This window comes from Martelella alba (genome assembly GCF_005217455.1).
In the GTDB taxonomy this organism is placed as follows: Bacteria; Pseudomonadota; Gammaproteobacteria; order Enterobacterales; family Enterobacteriaceae; genus Acerihabitans.
Window position 1 is genome coordinate 341,358 of sequence record NZ_SZPQ01000001.1, and the last position, 12,016, is coordinate 353,373.

The 12,016-nt window shown below is 52.4% G+C and carries 13 protein-coding genes; 8 read left to right on the forward strand and 5 right to left on the reverse strand.

Going from position 1 to position 12,016, the window contains the following annotated elements; all coding sequences use genetic code 11:
* Window positions 1–9 precede the first annotated feature (9 nt).
* From FCN80_RS01660 to FCN80_RS01680, 5 genes are all read left to right on the forward strand, one after another.
* On the forward strand, window positions 10–1,398 hold the full coding sequence (locus tag FCN80_RS01660; RefSeq protein ID WP_170975295.1) for an ankyrin repeat domain-containing protein: 1,389 nt from the start codon (window positions 10–12) through the stop codon (window positions 1,396–1,398).
* Window positions 1,399–1,672: 274 nt separating this feature from the next.
* Complete coding sequence (locus FCN80_RS01665; RefSeq protein ID WP_306767826.1) at window positions 1,673–2,815, forward strand: ankyrin repeat domain-containing protein; 1,143 nt, start codon at window positions 1,673–1,675, stop codon at window positions 2,813–2,815.
* A gap of 212 nt (window positions 2,816–3,027) precedes the next feature.
* The gene (locus FCN80_RS01670; RefSeq protein ID WP_136988146.1) at window positions 3,028–4,026 is read left to right on the forward strand and encodes an ankyrin repeat domain-containing protein; all 999 of its coding nucleotides are present in this window, start codon (window positions 3,028–3,030) and stop codon (window positions 4,024–4,026) included.
* Window positions 4,027–4,043: 17 nt separating this feature from the next.
* Window positions 4,044–5,312: an ankyrin repeat domain-containing protein gene (locus FCN80_RS01675; RefSeq protein ID WP_136988147.1), complete on the forward strand. Its 1,269-nt coding sequence runs from the start codon at window positions 4,044–4,046 to the stop codon at window positions 5,310–5,312.
* A 270-nt stretch (window positions 5,313–5,582) separates the two neighbouring features.
* A complete protein-coding gene (locus tag FCN80_RS01680; RefSeq protein ID WP_136988148.1) occupies window positions 5,583–5,948 on the forward strand; it encodes a YacL family protein in 366 nt (121 codons plus the stop codon).
* 140 nt (window positions 5,949–6,088) lie between these two features.
* Here FCN80_RS01680 and speD read toward each other — a convergent pair whose 3' ends face one another.
* The 3 genes from speD to FCN80_RS01695 all read right to left on the reverse strand — a co-directional run bounded on the left by speD (window position 6,089) and on the right by FCN80_RS01695 (window position 8,242).
* Window positions 6,089–6,892, reverse strand: a complete 804-nt coding sequence (speD, locus tag FCN80_RS01685) for an adenosylmethionine decarboxylase (protein ID WP_136988149.1) — start codon at window positions 6,890–6,892, stop codon at window positions 6,089–6,091.
* A 28-nt stretch (window positions 6,893–6,920) separates the two neighbouring features.
* Window positions 6,921–7,784, reverse strand: a complete 864-nt coding sequence (speE, locus tag FCN80_RS01690) for a polyamine aminopropyltransferase (RefSeq protein WP_136988150.1) — start codon at window positions 7,782–7,784, stop codon at window positions 6,921–6,923.
* A 110-nt stretch (window positions 7,785–7,894) separates the two neighbouring features.
* The gene (locus FCN80_RS01695; RefSeq protein WP_136988151.1) at window positions 7,895–8,242 is read right to left on the reverse strand and encodes a YacC family pilotin-like protein; all 348 of its coding nucleotides are present in this window, start codon (window positions 8,240–8,242) and stop codon (window positions 7,895–7,897) included.
* Window positions 8,243–8,482: 240 nt separating this feature from the next.
* Between FCN80_RS01695 and hpt the strand changes: the two genes are divergently transcribed.
* Window positions 8,483–9,016, forward strand: coding sequence for a hypoxanthine phosphoribosyltransferase (gene hpt / locus FCN80_RS01700; RefSeq protein ID WP_136988152.1), 534 nt, complete (start codon window positions 8,483–8,485; stop codon window positions 9,014–9,016).
* A 62-nt stretch (window positions 9,017–9,078) separates the two neighbouring features.
* Here the strand turns inward: hpt and can are convergent, their stop codons facing one another.
* Window positions 9,079–9,732, reverse strand: a complete 654-nt coding sequence (can, locus tag FCN80_RS01705) for a carbonate dehydratase (protein ID WP_136988153.1) — start codon at window positions 9,730–9,732, stop codon at window positions 9,079–9,081.
* Window positions 9,733–9,840: 108 nt separating this feature from the next.
* Here can and FCN80_RS01710 point away from each other — a divergent pair, with 108 nt between their 5' ends.
* The gene (locus FCN80_RS01710; protein WP_136988154.1) at window positions 9,841–10,776 is read left to right on the forward strand and encodes an ABC transporter ATP-binding protein; all 936 of its coding nucleotides are present in this window, start codon (window positions 9,841–9,843) and stop codon (window positions 10,774–10,776) included.
* A complete protein-coding gene (locus FCN80_RS01715) occupies window positions 10,773–11,543 on the forward strand; it encodes an ABC transporter permease (protein ID WP_136988155.1) in 771 nt (256 codons plus the stop codon). Before FCN80_RS01710 ends, FCN80_RS01715 begins: the two co-directional genes overlap by 4 nt.
* A 90-nt stretch (window positions 11,544–11,633) precedes the next feature.
* Here FCN80_RS01715 and panD read toward each other — a convergent pair whose 3' ends face one another.
* Entirely contained in the window at window positions 11,634–12,014 is a 381-nt protein-coding gene (gene panD / locus FCN80_RS01720; protein WP_136988156.1) for an aspartate 1-decarboxylase, read from the reverse strand.
* Window positions 12,015–12,016 lie beyond the last annotated feature (2 nt).

Sequence of the window (12,016 nt, forward strand, 5' to 3'; positions counted from 1 at the left end):
TTGGACAATGTGTGTGAAGAATCAATTCTCAACCGGTTGGGTGAAAATGACGCCCTGTGCCTTGTCAATCCCCCAGCCATGGGATTACCTCGGCCTGTCATCGCCCCTAACAGACTTGATAACGATTATTCGGGTGAAAACAACGAGTTGCATTCCGCCATCAAACGGCGGGATAACCTTAAAGCCATTTCTCCGATTGAAAGCGGCGCGGATGTGAATTCGGCGGAACCTGGGGGACGAACGCCGTTGCATATGGCCACGTTGGAAAATAATAGCGTACTGATTGATGCCCTATTAAAGCATGGCGCTCGGACTGATGCTCTCGACGCCTCGGGTAATACTGCGTTGCATCTTGCTATTATATGCGACAAAGGCAAGGCATTTGAATCGCTTAGCGATAAGTCAAACAAGGAGCGGTCCAATAACGACCTTAACACACCCTTGCATGAGGCTCTAAGACATCACCGCCATGCGTATACCGTGAAATTGCTGGCTTCCGGCGTGAATATTGAAGCGCGCGATGGCGTCGGTAGAGCGCCGTTGATGCTGGCTGTCATGAGCGGGGACAGCCCGCAGATTGCTCAACTGCTCGCCAGGGATCCCGATCTGGAAGCGACAGACCACCACTTTGCAACCGCCGAGGATATAGCGGTTGAGTGTAGGCGGGATCTGGCTTTGCAACAACTTATCCGCTATCGAAATACTTTTGGCACGCTCCAAAATGACGCTAATATCCCCTTGGTCAAGGCGATTGAATCCAAGCGGTTTGATTATGCGCAGAAATTAATTAGTTTTGGCGCCGAGCTTGACATCCGCAACCAATTTAAGCGTACGCCGCTAATGTTGGCCGTCTTGGAGAGTAATGAAGAGTTGGTAATGATGCTGTTGGAAAATGATGTCGATATTGATGCCATTGATTTTCATAATAACACCGCATTGCATATAGCAACCCTATTGGAGCGTCGTAAAGAGTTTGATATCCTTATGAAATATCACCCCAAACTTGACTTAATAGGCTACCTCGCCAAGACGCCTTATATGAACGCGGTGGACAACGATAATCCCTATATGATAGCCAGACTGCGAGAGGCGGGGGCGGATACCTATATTCCAGCCGACTCGTCGGTCGCCTCCATGACAATGTCTGGGGACGAAAATCATTTTCCACCCACATTGCAATCCGAAACGGAAACCGCTATAACGCAAGCCGACGGCCGCGACGATCGTGCCGAAAATGCAACGCAGTGGTCGCCCACGTCCTCTCCCCCTTCGTCCGCGGCGAATTATCCCATTTCCTTTATTGGGCAAATGGTCGCCGGTTTCGGCCGATGGCTGACGTTTCAAGACATTGGATTGCGGGGGTTCTGTAATAGGCTGTCGCGTATTTTTAGCCGATAATATCCATGCGAATGCACTATCCACTGGAACAACGGGATATTTTTTATCGCAAGCACAGCCTGGCTTATCTTTTTACACGAGGTCATAAATGCATTCCTCCCTTTTTGCACCAGCCACGAATGGCCCCTTTTTCTTAAACGATCTAAGGATAAGTCCTGATATCGTTGGGTTGTCGCAACTTAATAATAATGTCAGTCCTGTTTGGTATTCCAATTTCAGCCAGGTGAGGAGCGACGATATCCATCCCATGGCAATAGGCGACAACGACAATTCAATGCCGATACCGTTGGGGGATAGGCTTGCTTATGCTGGCGCCTATCGGGCCTTGGACCAAAAATTACGCCTACCGGCGAGACGCCGGCGTTCAGTGCCGGATCACTTTTGGGCAAGATTTCAATTTCCGCCAAACGAGCGGGAGGACGATGACGTTGACTTTATCAATCAGAGTCATCAGCGCGACGCGCAGGGCAATACGTTATTGATGAAAGTCGCCGGCTCGGAAACCACGCAGAGCTATTTATGGCTAAAACAATTGCTGGTTGATGGGCGGGCCGATCCGAATGTCAAAAACCGGCATGGCGACACGGCGCTGCATTTTGCCATTGCCACTGGCGATGTGGAAAACGCGCTGCTTCTGGTGGACAACGGTGCCGATATCAATGTTCAAGGGTGGCAGGGGCAAACCCCTCTGCACCTGGCGACATTAAAAGATGATAAAGATCTTGTTTCTGAACTGCTTTTGCGCGGCGCCGATTACCAAGCGGTGGATATAGAAGGTAATACCTCATTACATATGGCGGTAATTTATGATAGGAAAACGACTTTCTACCTTTTACGCCGTCTTAAGCCCATTTTGAATATCCGTAATAGAGAGGGAAATACCCCTCTGACGCAGGCGTTGAAAGACCGATTCTTTCGATTTGCCTTTAAGTTGATTGATGCGGGTACGAATCTTACCCTACGGGATCAGGAAAGACATACCCCGCTTATGCTTGCCGTGTTGGCGGATAGGCATATTCTGGTTGAGAAATTAATCAATAAATTGGATAACATTAATGCCATGGACCAGGATGGCAACAATGCCCTGCATTTGGCGGTGAAGTTTGGCAAACGCCGGGCATTAAAGGTGTTGGTAAGATATCATCCGGTTTTTGAAATTGGCAACAATGAGGGCATGACGCCGCTGATGCTGGCTCATCGGTTAGGTAACCGTTCGGCCGCGAAAATTCTGATGTATTATGGCGCCAGGGCATTGGCAGAGGATAATACGGGCGGGAAGACGGCATCGCGGGCCATCGTCATCGCGGCGGGTGAGGCGCAAACGACGCCGGTGCCGGACCCTGCGCCTGTGGTGGCGGAAACATTTGCCGGGCGCTGGTTACAGGGTTTCAAAAAACTATTTGGGATCAATGGTTGAATCGCTGGATAACAGAAAGTTCAACCGCTGCTCTTAAGAAAGAATATTAAACTGTTCCGGCCATAAGCGATGGGATATATTTTCGGGGTGAGCGGACGCAGCCAATAAAGAGGCGGCCTGTAGTATGGCGAGTGTAAGTTCATTAGTTCAGCGTTTTCTATTGCAATGTAAATCACTATTTTTCAAATATAAAATACATCTATCATGGAGTCATGATGTTTACACCACCAGGAAGTTACCACAGGGCGAATATAGCCAATATATTAAATACTTATCCACTAAATACTATCATTGGAATACATTCTATTACTTCATACCCACCCGTATCCGCTACAGGTCCCTCGGCAATACGCAGGGAAGATACCGCCGGCTCGTTGATGGTGAATGACGGATCTCTCGAGCACGGCCGCACTGGCAATGATCTGGCGTATTCCGGCTATCGATCCCGGTACGGCGATCTTGCCGTGCGGCAAAGGTTGGTGCGCGCCGTGCCGGACAATCCACGGCAAAAAACGATTATTAAGCTGGATCTTCCCTGGCTTGACGGCAACCTGACAACGATACCGGAAAATATCAACGCGACGGACGGGCATGGCAATACCTATTTGATGAAATTAGCGGGGCGTGAGTTTCCAGCAAGCCTGGACAGGTTACGGCAAGCTTTGAGCGAGTATGGCGCTGATCCGAATATCCGCAACAACCGGAATGATACGGCATTGCATTATGCCATCGCTCGTAATGCCAATGAAAAGAGCGAGCTGTTACTGAAACATAATGCCGACGCCAATGCGGTTGGCTGGCAAGGGCAAACACCGTTACATATTGCCGCCCGGGTCAATGACAGGGGCGCGCTGTTTGCATTGCGAAATCACGGTGTCAATTTGAATGCCCAGGACAATGACGGAAATACCGCATTGCATTTAAGCATCCGGTATAACACAGCATCATTTTTTTATCTGTTAGGGTTGTTCGAATCAGATCTCAATCTGGAAATTCGCAATAACGCTCAACGAACTCCATTATTGGAGGCCATATTTTATGGACGTCGCAAATTTTCGGAATTTTTGGTGGGCCAAAACGCCGATACCGACGCACGAGACGGCAATGGTCATAATGCCTTGATGCTGGCGGGTTCCACCGATATCAAGGCACTGATAAATCGCGCGCTCAAAAAAAAACGATCGCTTCGTGATAAAACAGTGATGTCTTAATTATTTCTGGAGAATATATGCACACGTCCCTCAGCCCTTACGCTATGGCCAATATGTCCCATCCCCATGGGTTTTTCGCGTTGCCTCCGGGCGTGAGCGCATTGCCTGTCATCAACATCGGGCAGAGCGGCGAATGGCCGGGAAACCTGTCCCGTCGTTGGACAGAGAACGGGAGGTATTTGCCGGGACCGGGCGCCGGCGCTGATTTAGCCTATGCCGGCTATCGGCAGTTGTACGACCCCGTCGCTATTCGGAAAAGGCTTGCCCGCGCGGCATCCCTCGAAGCCCAGGATGAGTACTTCACATTTTTAAATCTTTATAATTTATATGACGATGGGCCTGTTAAGCCGGATGAGATCAATAAGAAGGATTATGCCGGCAATACCTATTTAATGCGCTTGGCCGGACGACATCGGCCAGGCAACAGGGCCGCGATGCGAAAAGCGCTCCGTAAATATGGCGCTGACCCGAATATAAGAAATCGCAATGATTTTACCGCTTTGCATTATGCCATCTCTGATCATTCTTATCTGAAAGCCACTTTATTATTGAAATACCAGGCGGATGCCAGCGCGGCAGGGCGATGGGGGCTCACCCCGCTGCATATGTCGGCCCTGGCGGGCAAAACCAAGCTGCTATACAGGCTGGCGGAGGCCGGCGCCAATCTTAACGCCCAGTACCGGGACGGCGATAGCGCGTTGCATATGCTAATCAGATTCGTTAATGCATCCGCCGCCGTTGAATTTTTCAAATTCGGTCCTGATTTGGAAATTGTCAATGACCTCGGGCTGACTCCTTTATTACAGGCAATCATGTTTAGGCGGGTGGAATGGGCGCATAATCTGATTATCAATAACGCCGATGTCAACGCGCGGGATAGCAACGGCAGCAGCGCTTTGATGTTGGCGGTAAGCATTGATGATTTGCCATTGATAAACAGTATACTTAAGCGGCGGCCCAAGCTCGCCACTCAGGATATTAATAACAATACCGCCGTTGATCTGGCGTGGCTAAATAAGCAAAACGAGGTTTTACGGCAACTCTTGCGCTACGGGTTTTCGCTGGATAACCCCAATGCGCCGGAAGGACGATCATTATTGTACAAAGCCATGGCGGAAAAACGCAATGAACTGGCGCTGATTTTGATGCGTTATGATCCCGAGTACAAGCTGATTAAAATACTACCTCAGGAACTTTTTAACTTGGCAATGGAATATGGAAATATTAAGCTATTGAAAATATTGGTCCGTCTCAATTTCTCGAACCCTATTGATTGGGAGGTATAATTTTTTGCCTCCGTTTTATCGGCGCGGTTCGCTCATCCCGGCCACCGTGCCGGCCATGTGCTTGGTGATGAATGGCGAATAACCCATCAAGTATCGCAGGCCCGCCTTTGTTTCCTGGGAAGGTGCGGCACACTATCAACGGGAGACATAATGCCGTTCGGTATGACGTTTTACCGGCCATTGATCAAATTTCCACATGGGTTAACGCTTTTCTCGACGGGAACGGTTAAGATCGTTTCTCAGACAGTTTTTTTAGCGGTGGTAAACACGATGGAATATGAGTTTGTGCGTGATATGTCCGGGAAAGTCACGGCCGCCTTTTCCATGGGGCATGAAGCGCTGGGCCATTGGCTGAACGATGAGGCAAACGGCGATGACCGTTTGCTGAACGATATCGAGACCTATCTGTGCCAGGGCCAGGATTGCCGACGGAGACCCTGGCAGCATATCGGCCATGAATACACCCTATGGACCGACGGCGACGAGGTCATGGTGCGCGCCAATGATTTGACGTTTGTGAATGACGAACTGGAGGAAGGCCTAAGCTATTACGATGAGGAAAGCCTTTCGTTGTGCGGCTCGGACGATTTTCTGCATATGCTGCGGCAGTACCGCGAATTTCTCCAACAGTCCTGATGCCCCCTTGCGCCTGTTTGAGGACCATTGGCCCCTATCGCATGGTAAATAGCGAAGAAATGAGAGCCAATGTCCAAGGGCCGGACAACGGGTTGACTTACCACCGCTGAATCATCGCTGTCAATCCGCAACGGTCCCGATTATTGGGTCGCCGCCGCCGGTATATTTCTGCCGTAGTAAATCTCCCGCATTTCTTTATAAAGCAGTTCGGTGATTTCCTGACGTTCCCTGGCGGTCAAATCGCCCGGCGAGGCATTGAACAAGTAATGCTTCAGATCGAAATCTCTCAGCATCATCTTGGTATGGAAGATGTTTTCCTGGTAGATGTTCACATCCATCATGTGATAAAGGGACTTCATGTCTTTGGCCAGAAAGTTCTGGATGGAGTTAATCTCATGATCGATATAGTGTTTCACGCCATGCACGTCGCGGGTGAAACCGCGAACCCGGTAGTCCATGGTGACGATATCCGATTCCAGTTGATGGATCAGGTAGTTAAGCGCTTTGAGCGGTGAGATGACGCCGCAGGTGGATACCTCGATATCGGCGCGGAACGTGCAAAGTCCGTCCTCTGGATGGCTTTCCGGGTAGGTATGCACGCAAATATGGCTTTTGTCGAGATGCGCTACCACCGATTGCGGTAAGGGGCCGGGATGCTCGGACTTGTCGATGCTCAGCGGGTCCATTGGCTCCTCGCTGACCAGGATAGTGACGCTGGCCCCTTGCGGTTCGTAATCCTGGCGCGCGACATTGAGTATGTTGGCGCCGATCATCGCGCAGGTTTCGCTGAGAATTTCGGTCAGGCGATTGGCGTTATACTGTTCGTCGATATAGGCAATATAGCTGTCGCAGTCGTCCGCGGTTTTGGCATAACAGATGTCATAAATACATAAACTCAGGCTTTTGGTTAAGTTATTGAAGCCATGTAGTTTTAACTTGTGCAATTGGATTCACCCCCTTATGGATACCGTCTCAGGCGGATGCCGACAAGGCATTCAAAACATATTGCGGCAGGGCGAAACTGCCGACATGGATTGCCGGATTATAATATCGGCAGGCCAGTCCCGACGCGTTGATCCGCGTCTGTAAGACGGCGATATCGCTTTGGCGCAGCGTTGGATTCTGGCTGGCCCAGGCGAAGGTCATGATGCCGCCATAATAGGTTGGCACGGCGGCCTGGTAAAAAGCGACGTCGGCGAAATAGCGACGCAGTTTGCGGTGGCTGTCCAGCAATTCGTCCTGCTGGAGAAAGCATACGCCGTTTTGAGCGACAAAGATGCCGCCATCATTCAGGCAACGGGCGCAGCCCTGATAAAACGCGGAAGTAAACAGCGCGGAACCCGGCCCGATGGGATCAGTACAATCGGATATGATGACATCGAAGGTTTCGTCGGTGCGGCCGACAAATTCGACGCCGTCATCGATGGTCAGATGGAAGCGCGGATCATCGAATGCGCCGGCGCTGTGGCCCGGTAGATAACGGCGGCAGAACGCCACCACGCCGGCGTCGATTTCCACCATGCGGATGCGCTTTACCGACCGGTGGCGACAGACTTCGCGCAGCATACCGCCATCGCCGCCGCCTATAATCAGCACGCTTTCCGCCCGCCCGTGCGCCATCAGCGGAACATGGGCCATCATTTCATGGTAGATGAATTCGTCGCGCTCCGTGGTTTGCACCACGCCGTCTAACGCCATAACACGGCCGAAGGCGTCATTTTCAAAAATAATCAGATCCTGATGTTCGGTCTTTTCCCGAAACAGAATATCGCCCACCTCAAAATGCTGGCCGAAATGATCATGTAGTGTTTCGCGCCAAATCTCTTTTTGCGACATGTCTCGCTGCTCCTCGGCCTTTGCTGACATGAGAAAACGGCGCAACATAATAGCGAACTCCGCCGGGGGATGCACGGAGGAATTTCACACAAAATGTCTTGGCGGAACCCTTATTTGGCGTAAGCGAGCAAGCTGAGCGAGTTGGCGGCCAGAGATTCGCATTTTTTCGGGGTCGGAATGGCGATGCCGCTGAGGTCGCGGTAACTGTCCTCGCCCAGGGCGCGCATATTGTAGCTGCCGTAATTGCTGAGATCCCACCGGTTTTGCTGGGCGAACAACAATATTGCCCGGCGTATCTGCTCGTTGGGCATGTCGGTATAGCCGCAATTATTTTTCAGATAAACGAACACGGCGGTCAAATCGGCCATGTCTTCGGCCTCGGCCTCGGACAGGGCCTGCGATGCCGTGGAATAGCCCATCAATCCCAACAACAGCAGGGTTAAAGCGGTGTATTTCATGTTAAAACCTGAATCGGTCGGAATGCGATGACGGTATCATATTTAATGATTTTCGCCCTAACTTTCTTTGCGCCGGACAACCGGTGAAAAGGTAAAGTATGGAACAGGGCGGCGGGATTGTCTTGCGTGGACGTGAAAAAAGGCGGCGGGCAGGTCCAAGCGTAGCACGGGACATCGCCAGCGGCGGTGGGGTATGTTAAAATCACCGTCCTTTCTTTTCCGTCAATTTTCTGGCTTGCTATGAAACACACTGTGGATGTCCTGATCTCCGAACAGGCGATCGCTGCGCGTATTGCTGAACTGGGGCGCGAAATCAGTGCTCACTATCAATCGAGCGGCAGCGAAATGGTCCTGGTGGGCCTGTTGCGCGGCTCGTTTATCTTTATGGCCGATCTCTGCCGCACCGTGACCGTCCCTCATGAGGTGGATTTCATGACCGCGTCCAGTTACGGCAGTGGCATGAGTACGACGCGGGATGTGAAGATCCTCAAAGACCTGGATGAGGATATTCGCGGTAAAGACGTGCTGATTGTCGAGGACATCATCGATTCCGGCAATACCCTGAGCAAGGTGCGGGAAATTCTGCAATTACGGCAGCCCAAATCGCTGGCTATCTGCACATTGCTGGACAAGCCTGAGCGGCGGGAGGTCCAGGTGCCGGTGGAGTGGGTGGGGTTCGCCATACCCGATGAGTTCGTGGTGGGCTATGGGATCGATTATGCTCAGCATTACCGCCATCTCCCCTTTGTCGGCAAGGTGGTCAAACTTGACTGAGCGGTAGGGTAAATCGCTTTCGGCGGGCCGGCGTCGGCCAGACCGCCGAAAGCGCGGCGGTATCAACCGTGATGTTGCAGCAAAGTGGCGATACCCTGGCGATAGCGTTGCTCCAAGGTCTCCCGGCTGGTGGCCGACACTTCCAGGTTGCGCAACAACCCGTCATGGATGCCGTATACCCAGCCATGCAATGTGACCTTCTGGCCGCGATGCCATGCCGAGCGCATAATGGTGGAATGGCCCAGGTTGTAGACTTGCTCAATGACATTCAGTTCGCAAAGGGTATTGATGCGTTCCTCATGCGGAAGCTCGCCCAGCAATGAGCTATGCTTATACCACAAGTCGCGGATGTGCAGCAGCCAGTTGTCGATAAGGCCGAGCTCGGGATTATCGATGGCCGCCTGTACGCCGCCGCAGCCGTAGTGACCGCAGATAATGATGTGTTCCACCTCCAGGACGTCTACCGCGTACTGCACCACTGACAGGCAATTCAGATCGGTATGAATCACCAGGTTGGCGACATTGCGGTGGACGAACAACTCGCCAGGCTCCAAACCCGTGAGTCGTTCCGCCGGCACCCGGCTGTCTGAGCAACCGATCCATAAAAATCGCGGCCGCTGAGCCAGCGCCAAACCCTCGAAGAATCCGGGATTTTCCTCTTTAAGGTGCTTTGACCAGGTCTGATTATTGGATATGAGATCAGTTATGTCTTTCATGTGCTTTTTAGCCCGTAACGTCGTCATGCGATGGGTTAATATAGGCGAAGCGCATACGTTTTGAAATCGGTATGTCACATCCATTGAGAATAAGGTAAGTCGTTATATATGACATATGCTTTGGAATTGGGAAGATTAACCAAGACCTACGCAGGAGGCGTACAGGCGCTAAAAGGGATTGATTTGACAGTGGAAGCCGGGGATTTCTACGCCTTACTCGGACCGAACGGCGCGGGGAAATCCACCACTATCGGCATCATCAGCGCCCTGGTGAACAAAACGTCAGGAACGGTCCGGGTCTTCGGCTACGATATCGATAAGGATATCGTCAACGCCAAACGCCAGTTAGGGCTGGTGCCTCAGGAGTTCAACTTTAATCCGTTCGAAACCGTGTTGCAGATTGTGGTCCATCAGGCCGGCTACTACGGGGTGGAGTATCGGCAAGCGGAAAAACGGGCGGAGAAATATCTCAATCAACTGGATTTATGGGACAAACGCAATGAGCGCGCCCGCATGTTGTCCGGCGGCATGAAACGCCGCCTGATGATTGCCCGCGCATTGATGCACCAGCCCAAGCTGTTGATCCTGGACGAACCCACCGCCGGCGTGGATATCGAATTGCGCCGGTCTATGTGGGGCTTTCTGCGGGAACTTAACAGCAGCGGCACCACCATTATTTTGACGACGCATTACCTGGAAGAGGCGGAAATGCTCTGCCGCAACATCGGCATCATCCAAAACGGCGAGCTGGTGGAAAACACGTCAATGCGGCATTTATTGGCCAAGCTGAAATCCGAGACGTTCATTCTGGATTTGGCCTCGAAAAGCGCGTTGCCGGTTTTGGAGGGTTACCATCATCAATTGCTGGATACCACCACGCTTGAGGTGGAGGTGATGCGCGAGCAGGGGTTGAACGGGCTGTTCAGCCAACTGAGCGCCCAGGGGATACAGGTGTTGAGTATGCGCAACAAGGCCAACCGGCTGGAGGAATTGTTCGTCACGCTGGTTAGGGACGGCAGGAACGGCGGGAGAACCACGGCATGACGCAGTTGTACTGGGTGGCGTTGCAGAGTATCTGGCGTAAGGAAATTCACCGGTTCGCGCGAATCTGGGTCCAGACCCTGGTGCCGCCGGTGATCACCATGACGCTGTATTTTATTATCTTCGGCAATCTGATCGGTTCGCGGATCGGCGATATGCATGGCTTTTCCTATATGCAGTTCATCGTGCCGGGCCTCATCATGATGTCGGTTATCACCAATGCCTATGCCAATGTGGCTTCCTCGTTTTTCAGCGCGAAATTCCAGCGCAATATTGAGGAACTGCTGGTGGCGCCGGTGCCGACCCATGTGATCATCGCCGGCTACGTTGGCGGGGGGGTGGCGCGCGGCGTATGCGTCGGCATTCTGGTGACGGCGGTTTCGCTGTTTTTCGTTCCCTTCCACGTCCATGCCTGGTGGGTCGTCGGCGTGACCCTTATCCTCACGGCGGTGCTTTTTTCCCTGGCCGGCTTGCTAAACGCGGTGTTCGCCAAAAGTTTCGACGATATCAGTCTCATCCCGACATTTGTGCTGACGCCGTTGACGTATCTGGGTGGGGTATTCTACTCGCTGGCCCTGCTGCCGCCGGTTTGGCAGGCGGTTTCCAAGCTTAATCCGATTGTCTATATGATAAGCGGTTTTCGCTTCGGTTTTCTGGGGATCGGCGATGTGCCGCTGGTGTTCACTTTCTCGGTGCTGGCCGCGTTTATCCTGTTCTTTTATCTGCTGAGCTGGTATCTGATCGAACGGGGCAGCGGATTGCGGACGTAAGGCGGGAAAGACCGGCTTGCGTCGCCCGGCGTAACAAAGGGCGGGTGTCGCGCGGCGGCGGTCGAAAACGGCCGCCGCCGCGGGTCGGCCTTAGGCCACCTGTACCGGCACCGCCTTGGCGGTGCGTTTCAGGCGGTTTTCACCATCAAAATACGCCACCAGCGGCTGGTGCCGCCGGGCTTGTTCGTCGGGTATCTGCACATAGGCGCAGATGATGAGCGTATCGCCGACGCAGGCGCAACGGGCGGCGGCGCCGTTGACCGAAATAATGCGGGAACCGCGTTCAGCGGCGATGGCATAGGTGGAGAACCGCTGACCATTATCGACGTCGTAGATATCGATGGCCTCGTATTCCAGAATGCCTGCGGCCTCGAGGAAATCCTGGTCGATGGCGCAAGACCCCTCGTAATGCAGATCCGCCTGGGTAACGCGGACCCGGTGCAATTTACCTCTGAGCATAGTGCGTAGCATAA